Source organism: Streptomyces sp. NPDC001292 (genome assembly GCF_042896465.1).
In the GTDB taxonomy this organism is placed as follows: Bacteria; Actinomycetota; Actinomycetes; order Streptomycetales; family Streptomycetaceae; genus Streptomyces.
This window is the reverse complement of the sequence record NZ_JBIAXG010000048.1, coordinates 36,980-61,567: the sequence shown is the minus strand read 5'-3', so window position 1 is coordinate 61,567 and position 24,588 is coordinate 36,980. Positions and strand designations below refer to the sequence as shown.

The following is a 24,588-nucleotide window of genomic DNA, read 5'->3' as shown; positions in this document are numbered from 1 at the left end:
GCGTACTTGTTGGTGAGGACCGAGCCCTGCGCCTCCATGACCGCCACCGGGGCGAAGTTCTCGGAGGCGATCATCTCCAGCGTGGACTGCTGGCGATTCAGCTCGGCATCGACGGCAGCTGCGACCTCGGGGTCGAGCTCGTGCAGCGGCTGGTTGAAAAGTGTCATCGGCGGTCTCCTTGTGTGACGCACTGCACGACAAACGCGTGGGCGGACAGTCCGCCTGTTGATGTTCTCGACACTCGGCTCGAACAGCCGCCCGGCGGTGCGGGGAGCGGCGTTGACGACACCCGGGTCGTCGGCCGGCGCAGACTTCCAGGACCCCACCCGAGGCAGGGGCGTACCAGTCGCTGACGGCTGTCGATGACGTGATCTCCCGCGCGGGTCTGCCCGGCCTCGACCCAGGTACCGACTTCGGGCAGCCGGAGCTGGACGACATCGCCGAGGACCTTCGCCCCGCACGCGGTGATGCCGACGATGGCACTACCCTCGTCGACGGCCGGCCACTCGCGGTCCCAGGTGGCCGGGGCAGCCTGTAGTCGTGGCCGAAGCGCGAACGCCGACCCGGCCCAGAGGACAAGGCGGTTCACCCGTAGTGAACGGGCGTTCCGTGCTCGAGAACCGGCGGCCGGGCGCCATGGACCGACGGGTCTGGTTCGGACTCCGCAGCGGATTCGGTCAGGCCACGCGGCATGGCGGTTCCTCCCCGTCCAGGAAGGCCTGCAGGTTCTCCAGCACCAGCATCCCCATCGCGGTCCGGGCGGCCAGCGTCGCACTGCCCAGGTGCGGCAGAAGGACGACGTTCTCCAGCGCGACCAGTTCCTCCGGAACCGCGGGCTCGCCCTCGTAGACGTCGAGGGCTGCGCCCGCGATCACCCCCTCCTGCAGTGCCGTGATCAGCGCCTGCTGGTCAAGGACGTCCCCGCGGGCGGTGTTGACCAGGATCGCGGTGGGCTTCATGCAGCTCAGGCGGGCGGCGTCGATCAGGTGGTAGTTGGCGTCACCGCCCGGCATGTGCAATGAGACGAAGTCGGCGGCGGCGAGGACCTCCTCGATGGTGTCCAGCCGCTTCGCCTCGCCGACGCCGTGATCGGGGAGGTGTTCCTGCGCGTCGTAGAACACCACCGGCATGCCGAACCCGAAACGGGCCCGCCGGGCGACCGCGGCCCCGATCCGGCCCATCCCGAGAATCCCGAGGGTTTTTCCCGTCACCTCGGCACCCATCATGTGGGTCGGGCGCCATCCGGTCCACCGCCCCGCGCGCAGTTCCCGTTCCCCCTCGCCCGCGCGCCGTGCGGCCATCAGCAGCAGGGTCATGGCGGTGTCGGCGGTGGCGTCGGTCAGCACGCCGGGCGTGTTGGTGACCACCACCCCCGCTTCCGCCGCCGCGGCCACGTCGATGTGGTTGTAGCCGACGCCGAAGTTGCCCAGGAACCGAGTGCGGATTCCGCCTCGGAACAACTCCGCGGGCAACTGGTCCGACACCGTCGGCAGCACGACGTCGGCCTCCTCCAGCGCCCGGCGCAATCCCTCGGGCCCGAGGGGCTCGTCCCGCCGGTTCAGGCGTACAGACGGGAACCGCCGACGCAGTTCCTGCTCGACCCCCTCGGGCCATCTCCTGGTCACCACGATCACGGGCTCACTCATCGCGCACCTTCCGCCTCCGCCAGTCCTCACTCACTCAGATGCCGGCACGCCTCAGGCCGTCCTCGCCGGCAGGCCACCCGCCTCGACCACGTCGGCGACGGCGCGGCCCATGCTGGACGGGTCGGGCGCCACCGTCACGCCCGCGGCGGTGAGGATCTCCACCTTCTCCTGGGCCGATTCCCCTGCCGCGGAGACGATCGCACCGGCGTGCCCCATCTTGCGGCCTCGCGGTGCGGCGAGGCCGGCGATGTAGGCGATCACCGGCTTGCTCATGTGCTCGGCCACGAACCGGGCGCCCTCGGCCTCCTGGGGTCCCCCGATCTCCCCGATCATCACGACGGCGTCGGTATCGGGGTCGCCCTCGAACAGTTCGAGAATGTCACGGAAGGACGATCCGTTGACCGGGTCCCCGCCGATGCCGACCGACGTGGACACCCCCAAGCCGAGGGACTTCAGCTGCGAAGCCGCCTCGTAACCGAGGGTGCCGCTCCTGCCGACGATCCCGATCCGTCCCGGTCGGTAGATGTGGCCGGACATGATGCCGAGCAGCGCGCGGCCCGGACTGATCGTGCCCGCGCAGTTCGGCCCGGTCAGGCGCATCCGGTCCGCAGCCCGATGACGCCGCATATACCGCTTCACCAGCAGCATGTCCTGGGTGGGGATGCCGTCGGTGATGCACACACAGTGCCGGATGCCCGCGTCGGCGGCCTCCATGATCGAGTCGGCGGCGAACGGTGGCGGGACGAACACGATCGACGCCTCCGCCCCGGTCTCGGCGACGGCCTCCTTGACCGTGTCGAACACGGGGCAGCCGTGCACCGTGGTCCCGCCCTTGCCGGGTGTCACCCCGCCGACGACGTTGGTCCCGTAGGAGATCATCTCCTCGGTGTGGAACTGTCCGATCCGGCCGGTGATGCCCTGGACGATGACGCGTGTCTTCTCGGTGAGCAGAATGGCCATGCTGCGTCCTTCCTCATCCGCCCGCGCCGGCCGCGGCGCGGACTTCCGTCCCGGCCTCGATGGCACGTTCTGCTGCCTCCGCGAGGGTGTCCACGGTGACGATGGGCAGGCCTGATTCGGCGAGGATCCGCTTGCCCTCCTCGACGTGCGTCCCGGCGAGCCGGACCACCACCGGGAGCGTCACGTCGATCTTCCGGAACGCATCGACGATGCCCTCGGCCACCCAGTCGCACCGGTTGATGCCAGCGAAGATGTTCACCAGCACCACCTTGACGTTGCTGTCCTGCAGGACTGCACGGAAGGCCTTGAACACCCGTTCCGGTGAGGCACCGCCGCCGATGTCGAGGAAGTTGGCAGGCTCTCCGCCGGCGAGTTTGATCATGTCCAGCGTGGCCATGGCGAGGCCCGCTCCGTTGATCACGCACCCGATGTCGCCGTCGAGTCCGACGTAGGCGAGACCGCGGTCGGCGGCGTGGCTTTCCCTGGGGTCTTCCTGACTGCGGTCCCGCAATTCGGCGATCGCAGGCCGGCGGTACAGGGCGTTGTCGTCGAAGGACATCTTGGCGTCCAGCGCCAGCAGGTCCTCGTCCGCGGTGACCACCAGTGGGTTGATCTCGAGCAGTGCGGCGTCGAGGTCACGGAACGCCCGATACGCGGCCCGGAACAGCTGACTCGCCTTCGCGATCTGGGACGGCGCGAGCCCGATGGCGAAGGCCAGTTCGCGCGCCTGGAACTCGAGGAATCCCACGGCGGGCTCGACGGTCACCCGGAACAGTGCCTGCGGGTTCTCGGCGGCCAGTTCCTCGATCTCCATACCGCCCTCGGCCGAGGCCACCACCGTGATCTGCTCGGCGCTGCGATCAAGCACGATCCCGAAGTAGAGCTCCCGCTTGATCTCCATGGCCTCTTCGACGTAGACCCGGTACACGCACTTGCCCCTCGGGACCTGCCGGGTGACCAGTCGCCTGCCGAACATTCCATTGGCCGCCTCGGCGACCTCCCGGTCGGAGTGACAGACCTTCACCCCGCCCGCCTCACCGCGACCGCCGCTGTGGACCTGGGCCTTCACGACCCACCGGGTCCCCCCGAGCTCGGTGGCCCGGTAGGAAGCCTGTTCGGGGCTGTAGCTCAGTCCGCCCCGTGGAACCGGCACGCCGTATCGGGCCAGCAACTCCTTGGCCTGGTATTCGTGGATGTCCATGTCCTTTACCCCCTCGCGGCCGCCGCGGCCCGGATCGCGTCGTCCACCGTGGTCATGGCGCGCGCCATCCGCTCCGACGCGGCGTCGATCATCTTGCCGTCGAGCGCCGCCGCTCCTCGGCCTTCCGCCTCGGCCGTGCGCAGTGCCTCGATGATGCGCCGCGCCTTGGCCACCTCGGCCTCGGGCGGAGTGAAGACCTCGTTGGCCAGGGCCACCTGGCTGGGGTGGATGGCCCACTTGCCCTCCGCACCGAGGGCGGCGGCCCGCCGGGCGGCGTCGAAGTAACCGTCGGGGTCGGAAAAATCCCCGAACGGACCGTCGATCGCCCGCAGTCCATAGGCGCGACAGGCGACGATCATCTGGGACAGAGCGAAGTGCCACTGGTCTCCGGGGTAGTGCGGGTTGAGGCCGCCGATGTTCACCGTTCGTGCCCGCAGGCTGGCCGCGTAGTCGGCGACGCCGAAGTGCAGGGCTTCGAGGCGGCCGCCACTGGCCGCGATGTCCTCGACGTTGGCCATGCCCAGTGTCGTCTCGATGAGCGCCTCGGTGCCGATCCGGGCGGGCCACCTCTTGGCCTGCTCGATCTGGCTGATCAGCACCTCCACGGTGTAGAGGTCCGCCGGCACACCCACCTTGGGGACGAGGATGGTGTGCAGCCGATCGCCCGCCTGTTCCACCACGTCGACGACGTCGCGGTACATGTAGGGGGTGTCGAGGCCGTTGATCCGCACCGACACTGTCTTGCCCTTGGCCGTCCAGTCGATGTCGCGCAGGGCCTCGATGACGTTCTTGCGCGCCTGCTCCTTCTCCGGCGGCGCGACGGCGTCCTCCAGATCGAGGAAGACGAAGTCCGCCTCGCTGTCCACGGCCTTGTCGATGAAGCTCGGGTTCGATCCCGGCACGGCCAGCTCGCTGCGCTGCAGCCGGGGCTGCCGCAGCGGATGGAGGGTGTGGCTCATGGTGTGACTCCTCGGGTCGGGACTGCGGGTGCCGGTGGTATGCCGGCGGAGAAAGGAAGCTCCGACGCTCAGCGGCTCGTCAGCGCGGGGACGTGGTCCGCGTCGACCGGAGTGGCGGACCGGACGTCGGTGGTCCGGTAGTACACCTGCGCGGCGGCGACGCCGGCGCCGAGTTCGATGTCGGCTCCCGCATCGGCCAGCGACATTTCCGCCGCGGCCAGTGCGGCCAGGCACATCACCTCGTTGAGGTCGCCCAGGTGACCGATGCGGAACACCTTTCCGGCCACCTGCGCCAGCCCCGCGCCGAAGGATGTGCGATAGCGCTGGTAGCCGATGCGGCAGACCTCCGCACCGTCCACGGTGGCGGGCACGCGGATCGCCGAGACCGTGTCGGAGTACCACTCCGGGCCAGTGGCGCACAGCTCGAGGCCGAGCGCGTGGACGCCGCGACGCACGCCTTCAGCCAGCCGGTGATGCCGCGCGAAGACCGCGGGCAGCCCCTCGGCGAACAACAGATCCAGCGAGGCCCGCAGGCCGTGCAACAACGGAACCGGTGGGGTGTACGGGAAATACCCGGCGTCGTTCGTCTTGATCATGTCGACGAAGTCGAAGTAGGACCGCTCCATCGTGGATCGTCGCGAAACCTCCAACGCCTTGTCGCTGGCGCCCAGAATCGCCAGGCCCGCGGGCAGCATCAGGCCCTTCTGCGAACCGGTCACCGCCAGGTCGACACCCCAGGCGTCCTGCAGGAAATCGATCGAGGCGATCGAGGACACCCCGTCGACGAACAACAGCGCATGGGAGCCCTGCGCGTCCATGACCTCGCGCACCGCGGCGACGTCGGAGGTCACGCCCGTCGCGGTTTCGTTGTGGGTCACGAAGACGGCCTTGATGGAGCTGTCCTTGGACAAGTGGTACTCGTAGTCCTGCACCGGCACACCGCTACCCCACTCGACGTCGACGCAGATGACGTCGAGGCCGAGGCGTTCCGCCATCTCGACCCACAGCTGGGAGAACTGCCCAAAGCGGGACATCAGGACCCTGTCGCCCCGATTCAGGGTGTTGCTGATGGCCGCTTCCCAGGCCGCGGTACCCGAGCCGGGGAAGAGGAAGACGCGACCGGACGTCAATCCGAGCACCGTCTTGAGGTCCTCGAACAGCGGCTGCGTCAACTCTGGGAAGTCCGGGGCCCGGTGATCCTCCATCGGGACGTTCATCGCCCGCCGTACGACGTCGGGGACGTTCGTCGGCCCCGGAACGAACAGGTGCGTGATTCCATGAGGCACGTGCATCCACTCCTTACACGGCGTCTCTCCGGTCCACGAACGATCGCGTTACCGGCTGAGGAAATGCCGTTCACTGATATGAAACGGTAGGGGCAGGGCAGCCGCCGCCGCTACATCCCGCCCTTGAGTTTGCGCACTCGGGAATTGAGCAATTCCTCAAACCGTGCAAGGAGTCGCACAGGAAAACGAAAGGGCTCCGGAGGCGACCACACCGCCCCCGGAGCCCTGCAACCAGTACTGCTGCTCTCACCCCGCCCGGTCCCGCACGAGCAGAGCCGCCCCGAGTACGCGTGCATCGCAACGCTCGCCCGCACGTTCCACCTGCTCGATCAGTTGCGCCCGCATCCTGGGATCCCAGAACTTCACGATGTGATCGGCGATCGCCGCCGTCGCATCGTGGAACGGATAGTGCGCGAACTGGGCCGCGATGTCGTAGGCCAGCCGCAGGGGCGTGTCCTGTCCCATTGATCACTCCACTCCGACCGCCACGTCCGTGCGCCCGGTCGTCCGTCCGCCGTCTGCCACCCGCCGGCACACCGATACCTGCACCGCGGTGACCTTGTACTCGGGACAGTTCGTGGCCCAGTCCGAGTTCTCCGTCGTCACCACGTTCGCCCCGGTCACCGGATGATGGAAGGTCGTGTACACAACGCCGATCGGCATCCGGTCGGTGATCGTCGCGCGCAGCGTCGTCTCGCCGACCCGGCTGGCCAGGACCACCATGTCCCCTTCGGTGATCCCCCTGACGTCGGCGTCGTACGGATGGATCTCCAACAGGTCCTCGGGATGCCACACCACGTTATGGGTCCGCCTGGTCTGTGCCCCCACGTTGTACTGGCTCAGGATCCGCCCCGTGGTGAGGATCAATGGGAACCTCCGGGTGCTGCGTTCCTTCGTCGGCACGTACGGGGTGGGGACGAACCTGCCCTTGCCGCGCACGAATCCGTCGACGTGCATGATCGGCGTTCCGGTCGGCGCCGCGTCGTTGCACGGCCACTGCACGCTCCCCAGTTCGTCCAGCTTGGCGAAGGACACCCCAGCGAAGGTCGGGGTGACCGCGGCGATCTCGTCCATGATCTCGCGTGGGTGCGCGTAGGACATGTCGTAGCCCATCGCCTGCGCGATCTCGCAGACGATCTGCCACTCGTGCCTGCCGGTCTTGGGCCGGAAGATTGGCCGGACCCGATTGATCCGCCGCTCCGCGTTGGTGAACGTGCCGTCCTTCTCCAAGAAGGAGGTGCCGGGCAGGAAGACGCGGGCGTACTTGGCCGTCTCGTTGAGAAAGAGGTCCTGCACGACCACCAGGTCCATGGCCTCCAGCGCTGCAGTGACGTGGCGGGTATTGGGGTCGGACTGGGCGAGGTCCTCGCCCTGGACGAACAATCCACGGAACGTGCCGTCCAACGCCGCGTCGAACATGTTGGGGATCCGCAGGCCCGGATCCGGCAGGATGGGCCGGTCCCACAAGGTCTCGAAGACCTCGCGGACGGCGTCGTCGGACACGTGCCGATATCCGGACAGCTCGTGGGGGAACGATCCCATGTCACAGGAACCCTGCACGTTGTTCTGCCCGCGCAGGGGATTCACTCCGACGCCGGCGCGGCCGATGTTCCCGGTGACCATGGCGAGGTTCGCCATGCCCATCACCATGCTCGACCCCTGGCTGTGTTCGGTGACCCCGAGTCCGTAGTAGATCGCCGAGTTGCCGGCCGCCGCATAGAGCCGGGCCGCCGCCCGCAGTTCGGCCGCCGGCACGCCGGTGATCTCTTCGGTTGCCTCCGGACTGTTCTCCTCACGCGCGATGAACTCCGCCCACTCGGCGAAGTCCTCACACCGGGAATCCACGAAGCTCCGGTCCACCAGATCCTCGGTGACGACCACATGGGCCATCGCGTTGATCACCGCGACGTTCGTGCCGGGCCTCAGTTGAAGGTGGTGCGCGGCCTCCACGTGGGGTGAGCGGACCAGGTCGACCCGGCGCGGGTCGATGACGACGAGCCGCGCGCCTTCCCGGATCCTGCGCTTCATCCGCGAGGCGAACACCGGGTGCCCGTCCGTCGGGTTGGCGCCGATCACGACGATCACGTCCGCGTCGCCGACGGACCGGAAGTCCTGCGTGCCCGCCGACGTGCCAAAGGTCTGCTTGAGGCCGTACCCCGTCGGGGAATGGCACACCCGGGCGCAGGTGTCCACATTGTTGTTGCCGAACGCGGCACGCACCAGCTTCTGCACCACGTACACCTCTTCGTTGGTGCAGCGCGACGAGGTGATCCCGCCGATCGCGCCCGCGCCGTGGGCCGCCTGGATGGCCCGGAACCCGTCCGCGACCGTGCGGATGGCGGTGTCCCAGTCGACCGGGCGCCAGTCGTCGGTGATCCGCTCGCGAACCATCGGGGTGAGCACCCGGTCGGGGTGGGTGGCGTAGCCGAAGGCGAACCTGCCCTTGACGCAGGAGTGCCCCTCGTTGGCGCCGCCGTCCCCGGCCGGCACCATGCGCACCAGTTCGTCGCCGCGCAACTGCGCGGTGAACGAACACCCCACCCCGCAGTAGGCGCACGTGGTGCGCACGCTGCGGGTCGGCATCCCCAGCTCCACCACCGACTTCTCCTGCAGCGTCGCGGTCGGGCAGGCCTGTACGCACGCCCCGCAGGACACGCATTCCGAGTCCAGGAACCGCTCCCCCGCACCGGCCGACACCTTGGACGCGAAGCCGCGGCCCTCGATGGTCAACGCGAAAGTGCCCTGGATCTCCCCGCAGGCCCGGACACACCGGGAACACGCGATGCACTTCGACGGATCGAAGTCGAAATACGGGTTGCTGCGGTCGGCCTCCGACGAAAGGTGGTTCTCACCCTCGTAGCCGTAGCGGACCTGGCGCAGACCGACCACACCGGACATGTCCTGCAGCTCGCAGTCGCCGTTGGCCGAGCAGGTGAGGCAGTCGAGCGGGTGGTCGGAGAGGTAGAGCTCCATCACGCCCTGACGGAGCTTGGCGAGCCGCCCGGTCTGGGTACGGACCTTCATGCCCTCCGCGACCGGCGTCGTGCAGGACGCGGGCGTCCCCGGGCGGCCCTCGATCTCGACCAGACACAGTCGGCAGGAGCCGAAGGCGTCCAAGCGGTCGGTCGCGCACAGCTTCGGAATGCCTGTCCCGCCGGTGGCCGCCGCCCGCATGACGGACGTCCCCTCCGGCACCCGCACCTCGATCCCGTCGATCTCCACCGACACCGAAGCCGGGCCGGGCCGAGCCGGGGTGCCGAAATCCGTTTCCCTCAGCAGACTCATGGCTTGGCCTCCTTCTGTCGGACGAAGTCGTCGGGGAAGTGCTGCAGGGCGCTGCGCACGGGCTGGGGAGTCAGTCCGCCCATCGCACACAGCGACCCATCGGCCATCAGGTCACACAGGTCGTTCAGCAGCGCGAGGTTGTCGTCGCGATCCCGGCCACCGACGATCTTGTCGATCGCCTCGACGCCCCGCACCGCGCCCACCCGGCACGGTGTGCACTTGCCACAGGATTCCTCGGCGCAGAAGGCCATCGCGAAGCGCGCCATTTCGGCCAAGTCGACCGCGTCGTCGAACACGACGATTCCGCCGTGCCCGAGCATCGCGCCTGCCGCCGCGAACGCCTCGTAGTCCAGGGGCAGATCGAATTGAGAATCCGGAAGATAGGCGCCCAGCGGTCCGCCGACCTGTACGGCGCGCACCGGCCTGCCGCTACGGGTACCCCCGCCGAAGGTCGTGATCAGCTCGCGCAGCGTCGTCCCGAACGCCGTTTCGACGACGCCGCCCCGGGCGACGTTGCCCGCCAGCTGGAACACCTGGGTGCCCCGGGACCGCCCCGTGCCCAGCTCGGCATACGCCCGGGCGCCGCCTGCCAGCACCGCGGGGACACTGGCCAGGGTCAGCACGTTGTTGACCACGGTGGGTTTGCCGAACAGCCCGGTGATGGCGGGGATCGGCGGTTTCGACCGCACGATTCCGCGCTTGCCCTCGATGCTCTCCAGCATGGCCGTTTCCTCGCCGCAGATGTAGGCGCCCGCGCCCACCCGGACGTGAAGGTCGAAGGACAGGTCGGAGCCGAGCACACGGTCGCCGAGCCAGCCGGCTGCCCGCGCCACGGCGATCGCCTGGCGCATCGTCGCCACCGCGTCCGGGTATTCGGAGCGGATGTACACGTAGCCCTCTCGGGCGCCGACCGCGTGCGCCGCGATGAGCATGCCCTCGATCAGGGCAAACGGATCGCCCTCCATGAGCATGCGGTCGGCGAACGTGCCGCTGTCGCCTTCGTCGGCGTTGCAGCAGACGAATTTTGACTCGGCGTCGGTCCGGGCGACCGTCCGCCACTTGACGCCGGTCGGAAAACCCGCGCCGCCGCGGCCGCGAAGGCCCGACTCGACGACCTCCTCGACCACGGCCGCGGGGCCGAGCTCCAAAGCCGCGCGCAGTCCCACCAGACCCCCGTGTGCGAGGTAGTCCTCCGTCGACAAGGGGTCAGTGATCCCAACTCGCGCGAAACACAGGCGATGCTGCGCACGAAGCCAGGGGTGGTCGTTCACGGGGCCCTGACAGAGCGGGTGGTCGGCGCCGTCGAGCAGTCCGTGGGCCACGAGGTCCGGCACGGCGTCGGGCGTCACCGGGCCGTAGCCCACCCGGCCGCGTTCGGTGGTCACCTCGACGAACGGTTCCAGCCACAGCATGCCGCGGGAGCCGGTGCGTACCACCCTGGCCCGCTCCCCCACGGCCCGCGTGATGGCCGTCGCGACCTCGTCGGCGCCGACGGAGACGGCGGCCGAGTCCCGTGGAACGTAGACCGTCGTGGTCATGCCGCACCTCCTGCTGCCCGGGGAGCCGGGCGGGCCGCACGCAGCATGCTGTCCAGCCGCTGCTCGTCCAGCCGTCCCACGGTCTTCCCGTTCACCTGGGCGGCGGGCCCGAGCGCACAGTTGCCCAGGCAGTACACCTGTTCCAGGGTCACTGCGCCGTCGGGCGTCGTGCCCCCCACCTTCACGCCGAGCAACCGCTCCGTCCGGGCGATCAGGCGCTCGGCGCCGACCGACTGACACGCCTCGGCGCGGCAGAGGCGAATCGACGTCGCGCCCGGCGGTGTCGACCGGAAGTCCGAGTAGAAGGTGAGCACACCGTGGACCTCGGCGCGCGAGAGGTTCAGCTCGGCGGCCAGGACCGGGACCACGTCCGGGTCCACGTAGCCGAGTCGCTCCTGGATCTCCCGGAGGATCTCCAGCAGCGGCCCTGGCTGGTGCCGGTGTTCGACGACCACCGCCCGCACCACCTCGGCCTGTTCCGCCTGATCTCCGTTCACGGTGTACTCTCCTCCCCTTCCCCTGTGCCCGTGCCTGTTTGTTGATCCGCCCAACGCGCCGATGACGGAGAACATCCCGTCCGAGATCAACGGCCCGCCGAACAGCCGGTTGCCGCATCCGTTATTCGTGTCGCACCCGCCCGGCCGCGGACACTGCGTCGAAGGGGGACGGCGACTGCGGAAAGCTGCCCGATACCGTGAGCTCGGTGTCGCGACCGAGGTCGTGCATTGCTGAGTCGGAGTCAAGGCACCGGGTGCGACGTCGTTCACCTCCCCAACTGCGCCAGGATCTGGCCTAGGCCGACCATGGTCACCCCGCCGGCCAGAGCCAGGTACGGCCGGATCCCGGCCCTCCGCGCCTGCGCCATGGACGGTCGGGCGGAGTCGGACTGCTCGTGCAACGAAGCCGGGAACACGCCCTTGTCCTGCACGTAGTGACGGTAGGCGAACACGGGCACGACCAGGACGGCGAACACCAGGCCGCTCCAGAGCGTTCCGGATCCCCAGACATCGGCGCCCCAGCCGAGCAGCAGGGCATTGCCGTAGGCCAGCACACCGCCCGCGGCGATCAGCGCCGTCGGCGCCCGCCACGGCCGCGCCCTGTGCGGGTTGTCGACCCGGTGCATCCAGCCCGCGTTGAGGTTCAGGAAGTTGAAAATCATGTAGCACACGGTGGAGGCCGCCAGGACGAACACGTAGTCGCTCATCAGCAGCAGGACCAGGTTGAAACAGAGATCGGTCCACATCGCCCGGGTCGGTGCCCCGTGCCGGTTCGTCCGGCCGAGGTAGCGGGGCAGCCAGCCGTCCCGTGACCCCTGGTACAGGGTCCGCGAGGAGCCGGCCATCGTGGTCATGATGGACAGCAACAGCGCCAGCACGAGCATGACGGTGAGCAGGTTGCCCACGGCCGCCCCGCCGCCAACCATGTCCACCATGGCGGCAGCCACCCCGGTGCCGTCCACTATTGGCTTGCTGACGAGGCGTTCAAGACCCAGGGCTCCCTGGAAGGTGAAGGGCACCAAGATGTAGATCAGCACGCAGACCAGGCCGGAGGAGAAGATCGCCTTGACGGTGTCGCGGCCGGGGTTCTTCAGTTCGCTGGTGTAGCAGACCGAGGTCTCGAACGCGTACGCCGACCAGCCCGCCAGGAACAGCCCGCCGGCGAACAGCGACCAGCCCGAGTGGTCCCACGCGCCGCTGAGCGGCACGAACGGCTCGAAGTGGTGGGTCGCCACGTCGCCGGTCAACAGCGGTGCCACACCAACCACCAGCAGCGGGAGCAGCACGGCCAGCCCGACCACCGTCTGCACCCGGGCTGCACGCAGGATCCCGTGGTGTTGCAACGCGAAGACCAGCAGCAGGAGCGCGGCGGCAATCAGGAACTGGGCGTTGAACCGCAGGGCCAGCCCGTCCTTGAGTCCGCTCAGGTCGACGATCTGCACCGACCATGTATTGATCTTCGCCTCGGCAGGGAAGAGCGCGGTGAGCAGGTACCCCGCGCCCAGCGCCGAGCCGATGGTGAGCACGGGTGACCAGGCCAGCCAGTTGCACCACACCGACATGGGCGCGAGGAACTTCGAATAGGGCAGCCAGGCCATGGCACCGTACACCGAGGCGCCACCGGACTTCTGCGGGTACATCCCGGCCATCTCGGCGTAAGTGAAGCTCTGGATCAGACCGAACGTCACCGACAACCCCCACACCAGGACCGAGGGGGTGCCGATGGTGGCGGCGATGGAGCCAACGGAGAACAGCACCAGCGCCGGGACGCCGCTGGCGACCCAGAAGGCACCGGTCCAGCTGATCGTCCTGAGCAGACCGGCATCCTGAGGGACGGCGACAGCTGTCGCGGTTGATCGACCAGTTGTCCCGGTCATGCGAAGTCCTCCTTCGCGGTCGGCAGGGATCGATCAGGCGTTGGGTGTGCTGCCTCGCGGCGCGGCACCGGGCCGGTGAAGGGGTGGCGGCCGGCGCCGCGCCGCGCCGGGGAAGCGTCCGTGACAGTGCTCAGTGCAGCGGCTTGCGCCAACCCTCCAGGACGGGGGCGCTCCAGTCCTCGCCCACGGTGGCCGACTCGGCGAGCCACGGCCCCAGTTCCGGCTGGCGGAACTTGGCGTGCCGGTGCTTGAGCCAGATTCCGTAGGAGTTGCCCTCCTGGAGGTGTTTGATCAGCACCTTGCGGGCGTACTCGTCCTCGCGCCCCTCGGGGATCTCGAAGTGGATCTTGAGGAACGCGTTGGTGTACCGGTCGAAGACGGCCGGAACACCGTCCTCGGTCATCAGCTCGATGTCCTCGAGCCAGTTGAGGTCGTCACCGGGCGTCGCCTCGGTGAGATCGACATCCTCGACCAGGGACCGGTCGAACTGGTAAGGGAAAGTGCGGCCGGTCAGCTCCTCGGTGTCGATACTCTTGCCGCCCGACAACTTCCGCTCGGCGATGTTCATCCGCTCAGACATCGTGCCCACCCAGCGATCCGTCGTTCACCACGTGCTTCTCCAGCAGGTTCCTGATCTCGCCCAGCGCGCGTTCCTCGGTCACACCCGGTACGTAGGTGGTGCCGGCCAAGGGGACGCGCGCCATCGCGGCCGCCTCGGTGGTCAGCGCGCACAGGTCCTCGGGCTCCAGGCTGTGGATGTTGGTCTTGCCACAGGCCCTGGCCAGCATCTGCACCTCGAGCGTGAGCGTGTGCAGGAAGTTGTAGACCCGCTCCGCCGCCTCGTCGACGCGTAGCCGCTTGCGCAACTCCGGGTCCTGGGTGGCCACGCCCACCGGGCACCGGCCGGTGTGGCAGTGGTAGCACCGGCCTGCCTTGACACCGATGGTGCCCTCGTAGTCCGTGACCCCGGGGATCTCCTTGTTGCAGTTCAGCGCCATCAGCGCGGAGTGTCCGATCGCGACGGCCTTCGCGCCGAGCGCCAGGCACTTGGCGACGTCGCCGCCGTTGCGGATGCCGCCCGCGACCACGAGGTCGATCTCGTCGGCGAGGCCCACGTCCTCCAGGGCCCGGCGCGCCTCGGGGATCGCCGCCATCAGGGGGATGCCGGTCTCCTCGGTGGCGATGTGCGGCCCTGCGCCGGTGCTGCCTTCGGCCCCGTCGAGGTAGATGATGTCAGGCCCGCACTTCGCGGCCATCCGGACGTCGTCGTACACCCGGGCCGCACCGAGTTTGAGCTGGATGGGCACCTGGTAGTCGGTGGCCTCCCGGATCTCCTGGATCTTCAGCGACAGGTCGTCCGGGCCGAGCCAGTCCGGGTGCCGGGCCGGACTGCGCTGGTCGATCCCCGGGGGCAGCGAGCGCATCTCGGCCACCTGCTCGGTCACCTTCTGGCCCATCAGGTGACCACCGAGCCCCACCTTGCATCCCTGTCCGATGAAGAACTCGACGGCGTCGGCGAGCATCAGGTGGTGGGGGTTGAAGCCATAGCGGCTCTGGATGACCTGGTAGTACCACTTGGTGGACAGGTCACGCTCGGGGGGAATCATCCCGCCCTCACCGGAACACGTTGCGGTGCCCGCCATGGAGGCGCCCTTGGCGAGCGCCATCTTGGCCTCCAGCGACAGGGCCCCGAAGCTCATGCCCGTGATGTAGACGGGAATGTCGAGCTCCAGCGGCTTCTTGGCGAACCGCGCGCCGAGGACGGTCTTGGTGGCGCACTTCTCGCGGTAGCCCTCGATGACGAACCGGGTGAGAGTGCCCGGCATGAACATCAGCTCGTCCCAGTGCGGGATCGGCTTGAACATCGAGAAGCCACGCATCCGGTACCGGCCGAGCTCGGCCTTGGTGTGGATGTCTCCGATCACTTCGGGGGTGAAGATCCGGCTGCGCCCGAGTGGCTGGGAAGCTTCGTCGTCGGTTGTGCTCATCCGTGAACTCCTGTGTCCGCACCGATGTGGGCTAGAGGACGAGCTTCCGCTCGTTGGGTTCGAGGCTGTCGTAGTTCCACAACTTGCGGCCGCAGACGAACTTGCGGAAGCGATCCGGACGGTCGAGTCGGTAGATCCGGAACTTGCGGTCGATGAGTTCCTCGTCGGCCTCGGTCATCTCGGCCTCGACACAGTCGACGCCCAGCGAGGCGACCCTGCCGCCGACGTAGATGGCTCCGTCGTACATGGAGTCGCCCATCCCGGGACCCACGTCACCGCAGATGATCTGACGGCCGCGCTGCATCATGAACCCGGTCATCGAGCCGGCGTTGCCGCCGACGACGATGGTGCCGCCCTTCTGGTCGATGCCGGTGCGCGCGCCGACGTGTCCGCGGATCACCAGGTCGCCGCCGCGCAGGGCGGCGCCGGTGAGCGAACCTGCGTTCTTGTCGACGACGACGACGCCCGACATCATGTTTTCCGCGGCCGACCAGCCGACCCGGCCGGTGATGTGGATCTCGGGGCCGTCGATGAGGCCGCATGCGAAGTACCCGAGGCTGCCCTCGATCCGCAGCCGGCAGCGGGTGAGCAGCCCTACCGCGATCGAGTGGCGCGCCCCCGGATTGCGCACCGTCACGTCGGTGACACGCTCGTCGAACAGCAGTCTGCGCAATTCGAGATTGATCTGGCGGGTCGACAGACTGGCCGCGTCCAGGTCCGCGGTACCACCCGTGATGACGGCGCTCTTCGGCGGCGTCGCGTCCGGCTCCGCAAGGCCGCGGACGTCGTAGCGCCTGGTCGTGGGCTCGGCGGAAGCCGTCGGTTCGGCCTTCGTCACCTGCTCCACACCATCACCTCCCCTTCGTATGGGTCGTACGTGTCGATTTCGCGGTCGACCACCGCGCGGATGGCACCCTCCTCGGACGCCAGCGCGACCATGTCGTCGCCCTGGTAGAGCACGAGCGGTTTCGCGGCCATCCCGTCCTTGGCCATGCCCAGGGCGTTGTCGGTGACGACCAGATAGGTGAAGACACCGTCCAGGTCGTCCAGGCTCTGTTTCATGGCCGCCTCGAGCGACATCCCGTCGGCCATGCTCTGGGCCAGGTACACGGCGATGATCTCGGAGTCGCATTCGGACTGGAACCGGTGACCTTGCCGTTCAAGGCGCCGCCGCCACTGGTGATAGTTGGTCAACTGCCCGTTGTGCACCACGGCGACGTCGGAGAACGGGTAGGCCCAGTACGGGTGGGCGCCCGCGATGTCCACATCGGACTCGGTCGCCATCCGGACGTGGCCGATGGCGTGCGTGCCGGTGAAGGAATCCAGCCGGTACTGGCCGGACACCGTCCGCGCGTCCCCCAGATCCTTGACGATCTCCAGGGAGTGCCCCAGCGACAGCACCTCGGCGCCGGGGACGTCCTCGACGTAGTCGGCAAGCGGCTTCAGTTCGCCTTCATAGCGGAAGATCGCGCGAAAGGCGTACTCGGATTCGCCGTCGATCCGTTCGGTCGTGGCCCCGGACTTGGCCAGCCGGGCCTCCACCTCGCGCCTGCTGCGGGCCAGGCGCTCGCCGTAGGAGAAGTCGTTGCCGTCGTTGGGATCGGCGAGCTTGAACCGCATCACGAGCAGTTCGCCGGGCTCGCCGTAGAGCGCGTACCCGGTCGAGTCGGGACCTCGGTGCTTCATGGCCTGCAGCATGCGGGCCATGTCGCTGCCGAGCGGCCCGGTGCCTGTGGAGTAGATGATGCCGGCGATACCGCACATCGTGGTGACGCTCCTTTCCCTCCCCGCGTCACGCGGGACCCGCGTTCAGGGGAGGATGTCCAGGTACTCCTTGACGTCCCAGTCGGTGACGGCGGCACAGAAGCGTTCCCACTCGTCACGCTTGTAGTGCTCGAAAACCGTGTACATGTCGCCGGGCAGCGCGCCGCGGATCACTTCGTCCTTCCGCAGTGCCGAGAGCGCGTCGCCGAGGGTCATGGGGATCCGGCGGATCTCCTTGCCCTGGGCCATCGCGTCGTAGATGTTGCGCTCCTCCGGCGGTCCGGGATCGAGGTTGCGCCGGATGCCGTCGTGCATCGCTGCGATGAGGCCCGCCATGGAGAGATAGGGGTTGACCGACGAGTCGACCGACCGGTACTCGAATCGGCCGGGGGCGCTGACCCGCAGCGCGGTGGTGCGGTTCTGGAAACCCCAGTCCGCGTACAACGGCGCCCAGAACCCGGTGTCCCACAGCCGCCGGTAGGAGTTGACGGTCGGTGAGCTCAGGCAGGTCAGCGCGTCCAAGTGCTCCAGCAGGCCGGCGATCGCCGTCAGGCCGATCTTGCTCGGCATCCGGGGGTTCTCCCCCTCGGGCAGGAACGCGTTGGTGTCGCCCTCCCACAGGGAGATGTTGTGGTGACAGCCGTTGGCCGACACGCCCATGAACGGTTTGGGCATGAAGCAGGGATACACGCCGAACTCACGCCCGACCTGCTTGCAGATCTGCCGGTAGGTGGTGAGCCGGTCCGCGGTGATCTCGGCGCGGTCGAACTGCCAGTTCAGCTCGAGCTGGCCCGGCGCGTCCTCGTGGTCGCCCTGGATCATGTCCAGGCCCATGGCCTGACCGTACTCGATCACACGGTGGATGAGCGGTTGCAGCTCGGCGAACTGGTCGATGTGGTAGCAGTAGGGCTTGGTCCTGCCCTCCACGGACGGCGTGCCGTCCGGGTTGAGCTTGAGCCACATCATTTCCGGCTCGGTGCCCACCCGCAGGTGCAGACCGGTCTCCGCCTCGAACTCCTGGTGGATCCGCCTCAGGTTGCCGCGGCAGTCGGAGGTGAGGTAGCCGCCGGGAGCGACGTCCTCTTCCTTGCCGCGGAAGAGCGTGCAGAACACCCGGGCGGTCTGGCGGTCCCACGGCAGCACGCAGAACGTGTCCGCATCGGGCACACCGACCAGCTCACGGGCTTCGGCCCCGTAGCCGATGTAGTCGCCGTGGCGATCGGTGAACAGATTGGCCGTCGCGCCGTAGACGAGCTGGAAGCCGTCGTGAGCGAAGCGCTCCCAGTGCTGGGCGGGGATGCCCTTCCCCATGATCCGGCCGGTGACCGACACGAACTGCAGGTAGATATACGTGACCCCCGCTTCGTCGATCTGGCGCCGGACGTCGGCGATGAGCTCACCCCTGCCCGGTTGCGCGAGGAATTTCTCGAGATCGGTACTCATGAACTGTCTCCTTGTCCGGGACCTCAGCCGCCAGGACACTGCGACGCAGCACACCGCCGTCCACAGCCAGTGAACATTGACTCCTCTCGTGAGACAAGCCCTTGGGTTCGAACTCGCCCTGCCCCACCCGCCGGGAGGAGGCGGCCGCGCCCCTCGACGGAACCGGGCAGACCTGCGGGAACACAGCGGGACCGGACACCGGACCCCTCTGGGCAGGGCTAGAGTGAGAACGCTCTGGACAGCGATCACCGCGGAGGCAAGAGGACGTGGCAGCGCGATGACAGAAAACGACAACGCGGCCGCCGCCGGCTTCGAGGAGGCGACCGGCCTCGAGAAGGCGTTGAGCGCCGTGATCGCCGAGCGAGTCCGCGAGTTCCGGCTCATGAACGGCTGGACGGTCGGCAAACTCGCCACCGAGAGCGGATTGTCCAAGGGCATGCTCTCCAAGATCGAGAACATGCAGGCCTCGCCCAGCCTGGCCACCCTGGCGCGCCTGTCCGAGGCGCTCTCGGTCCCGGTCACCGCGTTCTTCCGGGGCCTGTCCGAGGAGCAGGACGTGGTGTACGTCAAGGCGGGCAGCGGCCTGGAGGTCCACCACAAGGGCTCCGGGCCCGGGCATCGCTACCAGCTGCTGGGCACCATGCGCGCCCCACACGACACGCTCGAACCCATACTCGTCACACTGACTGAACGCACCGAGGTCTTCCCGCTGTACCAGCACGCGGGCACCGAGTTGATCTTCATGATCTCCGGGAAGATGGAGTACTGCTACGGCAGCGCGCGCTACGTGCTCGAGCCGGGCGACGCCATCCAGTTCGTCGGCGAAGTGATGCACGGCCCTGGCGAGCTGATCTCACTGCCCGTCCAGTTCCTGGCCGTCAAGTCCGTGACCCCCAGCAGCTGATCTGTTTCATATCAGTGGACTTCGTTCACCCAGCGCCGTAAGCTGACGCTTACTGATGCTCGCGCATCGCCGACGCGACACAGTGAAGCCGATCAGCTGGGAGACATCTCATGCCTGGTGGAAGTCCTGGTTCCCGTGGGGTGAACGGTCACCGCAAGCGCAAGATCCGACCGGCGCGCTACTCCGCGTTGCAGCTGCTGCGCCACGGTCTGGGACATGCGGACTGGCCGCAGGTCTGGCGCACCCATCCACTCAAGCAGAGCTACGACGTAGTGATCATCGGCGGTGGTGTCCACGGCCTCGCCACCGCGTACTACCTCGCCACCAACCACGGCATCACCGACGTGGCGGTACTGGACAAGGGGTACCTGGGCGGCGGGGGCTCCGGCAGGAACACCGCGATCCTTCGCTCCAACTACCTCACCCCGGAGGGCGTTCGGTTCTACGACCGCTCGCTGCAGCTCTACCAGCACCTGGCCGCGGATCTGAACTTCAACGTGATGTTCTCGCAGCGCGGCCACATGACGTTGGCGCACAACGACAGTTCGCTGCGCACCATGCGCTGGCGGGCGGAGGTGAACAAGCTCCAGGGTGTCGACTCCGAGGTCATCGACCCTGCCGAGATCAAGAAGCGGGTGCCGTTCCTGGACACATCCGAACACACCCGCTATCCCATCCTCGGCGCGCTCTACCACCCGCCGGGCGGCATCATCCGGCACGACGCCGTCGTCTGGGGATACGCTCGCGCCGCCGACACCAACGGCGTGCACCTGCACCAGAACACCGAGGTCCTCGGGATCGACGTCGAAGGCGATCGCGTCAGCGGGGTACGCACGACCCGGGGGCGCATTTCGACCCGGAAGGTGGTCAACTGCACCGCAGGCTGGTCGACGCTCATCTCGGACATGGTGGGCGTCGACATGCCGGTCACCACCTCGCCGCTGCAGGCGGCGGTGACCGAACCGGTGCGGCCCTTCCTGGACACCGTGGTCGTCTCCGGGACACTGCACGTCTACGTGAGCCAGACCGACCGCGGCGAGCTGGTGTTCGGCGCGAGCGTCGACCCGTTCACCTCGTATTCGATGCGCGGGTCGCTCGACTTCGCGGAAGGCCTGGCGGGACATGTGCTGGAGCTGATGCCTGCGGTGTCGAAGATGCGCCTGCTGCGGCAATGGGCCGGCCTGTGCGACATGACCCCCGACTACTCGCCGATCATGGGGCCCACTCCCGTCGAGGGGTTCTACGTGGACGTCGGCTGGGGCACCTACGGCTTCAAGGCCGGGCCCGTTGCGGGCGAGGCCATGGCCGACTGCATCGCCGACGAGCGCCCCCCGGAGATCATCGCCTCCTTCGGTCTCGACCGGTTCGCCTCGGGCCGCCTCGTCGGCGAAAAGGGTGCGGCCGCGGTCGGCCACTGAAGCGCCGGACATCGAGCAGACGAAAGAGGTCAACCATGATCCAGCTTCCGTGTCCGTGGTGCGGCCCCCGCAACGTCAGCGAATTCCGGCACCACGGGGAATCCACACCCCGCCCGGACACCGCGTCGACGACACCTCAGGAATGGCGGCACTACCTGTACTTCCGGCGCAACGCGCGCGGCTGGGTCGACGAGACCTGGTATCACACCGCGGGCTGCAGGCGGTTCTTCCGTGTCTGCCGACACACCAGCACCAACGAGACCCTTCCGGTGGGAGAGACGCGATGAGCCAGCAGCACACGAACGCGGTGCCCGGCACCGGACGGATGCGCCTGGGCAGGCAGCCCGGTGAGGTCATCGACCGCAGTCGCACGCTGCGCTTCTCCTTCAACGGCAAGGAGATCACCGCCCACCCCGGCGACACGATCGTCTCGGCACTCGCCGCATCGGGCCACAGTGTGTTCTCCCGCAGCTTCAAGTACCACCGGCCGCGCGGTCTGCTCACCGCGAGCTTCCACGACCCCGGCTGCATGGTGCAGGTCGACGACGAGCCCAACGTCCGTGGCGCGCACCGGCTGGTCACCGACGGCATGCGGGTCGGCTCCCAGAACACCTGGCCGTCGCTGCGGTTCGACGTCAAGGCCGCCAACGGTCTCGCGGGACGGTTCCTCTCCTCCGGCTTCTACTACAAGACCTTCATGAAGCCGGAGTTCCTCTGGCCCAGCTACCAGAAGATTCTGCGCCGGTTCGTGCACGCGGGCGAGGTCTCGGCGTCCACCCCGCACGCCCCCCACGACAAGCGCTACGCCCACCCGGACGTGCTCGTCGCGGGTGGCGGCCCGGCGGGCATGGCCGCTGCCGTCGCGGCCGCCCGCGCAGGCGCCAGAGTCATGCTGGTCGACGAGGAGCACCACCTCGGCGGGCACTTGAGGTGGGAGAGCCCACTCACCGCGACCGACCTGATCAACGAGGTCGAATCGTACGAGAACATCGAGGTTCTGACCGACTCCGCGGTCCTGGGCCGCTACGACGAGAACTGGATCGCCGTGGTCCAGCGCCACCACGGCACGGCACCGGAACGTCTCATCAAGGCGCGCGCCCGCGTGCTGATCGTCGCGGGTGGACTGATCGAGCGTCCCTATGTGTTCGGAGGCAATGACACCCCGGGCGTGATGCTGTCCACCGCGGCCCGCAGGCTGATCAACCTCTACGCGGTCAAACCGGGGCACCGGGCGGTGGTGCTCACCGCGAACGCCACGGGCGACGGTGTGGTGGAGGACCTCCACCGGGCCGGCGTGGACGTGGTCCACGTCGCCGACGCCCGCGCCGGAGAGGACGTGGTCCAGGTGCACGGCAGGCGCAGGGTCAAGGCCGTCGACCTGGCCGACGGGCGTCGGCTCAAGGCCGACCTGCTGGTCACGGCGACCGGCTGGACCGCCCCGACCTCACTGCTGAACATGGCCGGCGACGTCCCGGTGTACGACCCCGTCGCGGCCCGGTTCCTGCCGGGTGGTACGGCGGGCGACCAGGTGATGGCGGTCGGCGGCCTCGCGGGCGACGGCACACTGGACGAACTGTGCGAGCACGCAGCGCTGGTGGGTGCCGAAGCGGCCCGCCGAGCCTCAGGGAGCCGGGCGGCGCACCTGGCCGCGGTCCCGACGGCCCACAGCGGTCACCCCGTGCGCAAGCCGGCACCGGAGGCGACGGCGATCCCGCCGTTGCCCGTCCACCCGCACCCGGAACTCTTCCGCGGCCTCACCCACGGCATCGTCGACTATTCCGAGGACGTCTCCTCCAAGGACCTCCACATGGCGGTCCGGGAGGGGTACGACTCGGCCGAACTGGCGAAGCGGTACACCACCGCCACCATGGGCCCGGTGCAAGGCAAGCTGGAGACCATCAACGCGATCGCTGTGATCGCCGAGGCCACCGGACGCACCATCGCCGAGACCGGCACGACGACGTGGCGGCCGATGTACGTGCCGGTCACGCTGGGCGCGCTGGCCGGGCGGATCTTCGAACCGGTCCGCCACTCCCCCATGCAGCCATGGCACGAGGAGCGCAACGCCAAGCCGCTGGTGGCCGGGCAGTGGATCCGGCCGGAGCACTACGGTGACCCGGCCGCCGAGGTCCGCGCGGTCCGGGAGGGCGTCGGCATCATCGACGTGACGCCGATCGGCAAGCTGGACCTGCGCGGTCCCGACGTACCCAAGCTGCTGAACCTGTTGTACGTCAACAAATGGTCGAAGCTCGGCATCGGCAAGGTCCGGTACGGGGTCATGTGCGCCGAGGACGGTGTCGTCTTCGACGACGGCGTCACCGGCCGACTCGGTGCGGACCACTACCTGATGAGCACCACGTCTTCCGGCGCGGCGGCCGTGTGGGAGTGGGTGGAGAACTGGCTGCAGACCGAGCGGCCGGACTGGCAGGTGCACGTCACTCCCGTCACCACTGCCTACGCGAGCATCAACGTGGCGGGACCACGGTCGCGGGAACTGGTCGGCAGGCTGACCGAGGGCGTTGATCTCTCCGCCGAGGCGTTCGGCTACATGCAGGTGCGCACCGGCCGGGTGGCCGGCGTGGACGACTGCGTGCTGTGGCGCATCGGGTTCACCGGGGAGCTGTCCTACGAACTGCACGTCCCGGCGTCCTACGGGCTGCACGTCTGGGAGGCGTTGCTGGAGCAGGGCAAGGACCTCGGCGTCCGGCCGTTCGGCGTGGAGGCGCAGCGCATCCTCCGCCTCGAGAAGGGACACCTGATAGTCGGTCAGGACACCGACGGCCTCACGAGGGCCTACAGTGCGGGCCTGGACTGGGCGATCAAGCTCGACAAGGACGACTTCGTCGGCAAGCCGGAACTGGCCTGGCAGGCCGCGGACGGCGACGGTACCCGCCTGGTCGGCATCCAGCCCACCGACGGCCGCGTCGTACCGCCGGAGGCAAGCCAGATCATTTCCGACGGCGGCCGGATCAGGGGCCGTATCACCTCCAGTCGCATGTCGCCGACCCTCGGCAGGTCCATCTGCCTGGGACAGGTCGACGCCGACCTCGCCGCCCCTGGTACCGAACTGACCGTTCGTCTGCCGGACGGCAGGGACATCACGGCACGGATCACCGAACACCTGGCACATGTCGATCCGAAGGGCACCCGGCAGAACGTCGACACGCCGGCCTCCAGCCTCCGGCCGCATGCCGCGCCGGTGGCCAGGAGCCCGATCGCACCCGGAGACGAGGTCACCACGATCTCCGACTGGACGGTGGACGCCCGCCGCAGCTCCGCCCCGCTGACCGTCGCCGACCACACACTCCTGGCCAAGATCGCGATCAGGGCGCCGCACGGCGGCGTGCTGGCGGCCGAGCTCGGCACCCGGTTCGGGCGGGCCGCCCGAGACACGAACGGCAACCTGGTCGTCGGGTCCGGCCCCGGTGAGTGGCTGATGATCGGTGCGCCCGGCTCGCAGGAAAAGCTCCTCACCCGTGTGCGCAAGCTGGCCGAGGAGGCCGACGAGTTCGCCTCCGTCATCGATCTCACCCACGGTCGCGCGATGATCCGCGTGGTGGGGCGGGCGGGCTCCGACCTGCTGGCCAAGCTGTGCGGGATCGACCTGTCCGACGACATCACCCCCGACGGGGCCGCCTTCCGGACCTCGGTGGCGAAGGTGGTCACCGACGTGGTGCGCCTCGACGACGACGGCGTCCCCGGCTATCTGCTGCACTGCGAGCGCTCGTCCGGCCAGTACCTCTTCGACGCCCTCCTGGACGCCGGCGCGGAGTTCGGCGCCGAGATCGACGGCTGCGCCACCGCACCGACCCTCTGACCGAG

20 protein-coding genes and 1 pseudogene are annotated in these 24,588 nt (G+C 68.5%); 4 read left to right on the top strand and 17 right to left on the bottom strand.

Annotated elements, in window-relative coordinates; genetic code table 11:
- The 17 genes and pseudogenes from ACFY4A_RS35085 to ACFY4A_RS35005 form a co-directional block, all read right to left on the bottom strand.
- Window positions 1-167: pseudogene (locus ACFY4A_RS35085) on the bottom strand (serine hydroxymethyltransferase); the annotation flags it as partial.
- Entirely contained in the window at window positions 164-589 is a 426-nt protein-coding gene (locus ACFY4A_RS35080) for a glycine cleavage system protein H (protein WP_390833362.1), read from the bottom strand. The gene ACFY4A_RS35080 and the pseudogene ACFY4A_RS35085, both read right to left, overlap by 4 nt.
- 88 nt (window positions 590-677) lie before the next feature.
- Window positions 678-1,646 carry a 2-hydroxyacid dehydrogenase gene (locus ACFY4A_RS35075; RefSeq protein WP_390833361.1) on the bottom strand — a complete coding sequence of 323 codons (969 nt, stop codon included), beginning with the start codon at window positions 1,644-1,646 and terminating at the stop codon, window positions 678-680.
- A gap of 51 nt (window positions 1,647-1,697) precedes the next feature.
- Window positions 1,698-2,606 carry a succinate--CoA ligase subunit alpha gene (gene sucD / locus ACFY4A_RS35070; protein WP_390833360.1) on the bottom strand — a complete coding sequence of 303 codons (909 nt, stop codon included), beginning with the start codon at window positions 2,604-2,606 and terminating at the stop codon, window positions 1,698-1,700.
- 13 nt (window positions 2,607-2,619) lie between these two features.
- Window positions 2,620-3,807: a malate--CoA ligase subunit beta gene (locus tag ACFY4A_RS35065; RefSeq protein WP_390833359.1), complete on the bottom strand. Its 1,188-nt coding sequence runs from the start codon at window positions 3,805-3,807 to the stop codon at window positions 2,620-2,622.
- A gap of 5 nt (window positions 3,808-3,812) precedes the next feature.
- On the bottom strand, window positions 3,813-4,766 hold the full coding sequence (locus ACFY4A_RS35060) for an HpcH/HpaI aldolase/citrate lyase family protein (protein ID WP_390833358.1): 954 nt from the start codon (window positions 4,764-4,766) through the stop codon (window positions 3,813-3,815).
- A 68-nt stretch (window positions 4,767-4,834) separates the two neighbouring features.
- Window positions 4,835-6,052 carry a pyridoxal-phosphate-dependent aminotransferase family protein gene (locus ACFY4A_RS35055; RefSeq protein ID WP_390833357.1) on the bottom strand — a complete coding sequence of 406 codons (1,218 nt, stop codon included), beginning with the start codon at window positions 6,050-6,052 and terminating at the stop codon, window positions 4,835-4,837.
- A gap of 246 nt (window positions 6,053-6,298) precedes the next feature.
- Window positions 6,299-6,517: a formate dehydrogenase subunit delta gene (locus tag ACFY4A_RS35050; RefSeq protein WP_390833356.1), complete on the bottom strand. Its 219-nt coding sequence runs from the start codon at window positions 6,515-6,517 to the stop codon at window positions 6,299-6,301.
- A 3-nt stretch (window positions 6,518-6,520) separates the two neighbouring features.
- Window positions 6,521-9,337 carry a formate dehydrogenase subunit alpha gene (gene fdhF, locus ACFY4A_RS35045; protein WP_390833355.1) on the bottom strand — a complete coding sequence of 939 codons (2,817 nt, stop codon included), beginning with the start codon at window positions 9,335-9,337 and terminating at the stop codon, window positions 6,521-6,523.
- Window positions 9,334-10,722 carry an NADH-ubiquinone oxidoreductase-F iron-sulfur binding region domain-containing protein gene (locus ACFY4A_RS35040; protein ID WP_390833354.1) on the bottom strand — a complete coding sequence of 463 codons (1,389 nt, stop codon included), beginning with the start codon at window positions 10,720-10,722 and terminating at the stop codon, window positions 9,334-9,336. Before ACFY4A_RS35040 ends, fdhF begins: the two co-directional genes overlap by 4 nt.
- Window positions 10,723-10,871: 149 nt before the next feature.
- Window positions 10,872-11,372, bottom strand: a complete 501-nt coding sequence (locus ACFY4A_RS35035; protein WP_390833353.1) for a formate dehydrogenase subunit gamma — start codon at window positions 11,370-11,372, stop codon at window positions 10,872-10,874.
- Between the two features lie 266 nt (window positions 11,373-11,638).
- Window positions 11,639-13,249 (bottom strand): APC family permease, encoded by a 1,611-nt coding sequence (locus ACFY4A_RS35030; protein WP_390833352.1) that lies wholly within the window; start codon window positions 13,247-13,249, stop codon window positions 11,639-11,641.
- Between the two features lie 130 nt (window positions 13,250-13,379).
- Window positions 13,380-13,829, bottom strand: a complete 450-nt coding sequence (locus tag ACFY4A_RS35025) for a hypothetical protein (RefSeq protein WP_390833351.1) — start codon at window positions 13,827-13,829, stop codon at window positions 13,380-13,382.
- Complete coding sequence (locus ACFY4A_RS35020) at window positions 13,822-15,237, bottom strand: FMN-binding glutamate synthase family protein (RefSeq protein ID WP_390833350.1); 1,416 nt, start codon at window positions 15,235-15,237, stop codon at window positions 13,822-13,824. The genes ACFY4A_RS35025 and ACFY4A_RS35020 overlap by 8 nt, the downstream gene beginning before the upstream one ends.
- A 31-nt stretch (window positions 15,238-15,268) precedes the next feature.
- Window positions 15,269-16,084 carry a GXGXG motif-containing protein gene (locus ACFY4A_RS35015; RefSeq protein ID WP_390833349.1) on the bottom strand — a complete coding sequence of 272 codons (816 nt, stop codon included), beginning with the start codon at window positions 16,082-16,084 and terminating at the stop codon, window positions 15,269-15,271.
- Complete coding sequence (locus tag ACFY4A_RS35010; protein WP_390833348.1) at window positions 16,072-17,001, bottom strand: class II glutamine amidotransferase; 930 nt, start codon at window positions 16,999-17,001, stop codon at window positions 16,072-16,074. Before ACFY4A_RS35010 ends, ACFY4A_RS35015 begins: the two co-directional genes overlap by 13 nt.
- 45 nt (window positions 17,002-17,046) lie before the next feature.
- Entirely contained in the window at window positions 17,047-18,444 is a 1,398-nt protein-coding gene (locus tag ACFY4A_RS35005; RefSeq protein WP_390833347.1) for a glutamine synthetase family protein, read from the bottom strand.
- Window positions 18,445-18,721: 277 nt separating this feature from the next.
- Here ACFY4A_RS35005 and ACFY4A_RS35000 point away from each other — a divergent pair, with 277 nt between their 5' ends.
- The 4 genes from ACFY4A_RS35000 to ACFY4A_RS34985 all read left to right on the top strand — a co-directional run bounded on the left by ACFY4A_RS35000 (window position 18,722) and on the right by ACFY4A_RS34985 (window position 24,583).
- Window positions 18,722-19,348: a helix-turn-helix domain-containing protein gene (locus ACFY4A_RS35000; RefSeq protein WP_390833346.1), complete on the top strand. Its 627-nt coding sequence runs from the start codon at window positions 18,722-18,724 to the stop codon at window positions 19,346-19,348.
- A gap of 140 nt (window positions 19,349-19,488) precedes the next feature.
- Window positions 19,489-20,766, top strand: coding sequence for an FAD-dependent oxidoreductase (locus ACFY4A_RS34995; protein WP_390833345.1), 1,278 nt, complete (start codon window positions 19,489-19,491; stop codon window positions 20,764-20,766).
- A gap of 35 nt (window positions 20,767-20,801) precedes the next feature.
- Window positions 20,802-21,053 (top strand): sarcosine oxidase subunit delta, encoded by a 252-nt coding sequence (locus ACFY4A_RS34990; protein WP_390833344.1) that lies wholly within the window; start codon window positions 20,802-20,804, stop codon window positions 21,051-21,053.
- Complete coding sequence (locus ACFY4A_RS34985; protein WP_390833343.1) at window positions 21,050-24,583, top strand: 2Fe-2S iron-sulfur cluster-binding protein; 3,534 nt, start codon at window positions 21,050-21,052, stop codon at window positions 24,581-24,583. Before ACFY4A_RS34990 ends, ACFY4A_RS34985 begins: the two co-directional genes overlap by 4 nt.
- The last annotated feature ends 5 nt before the right edge of the window (window positions 24,584-24,588 follow it).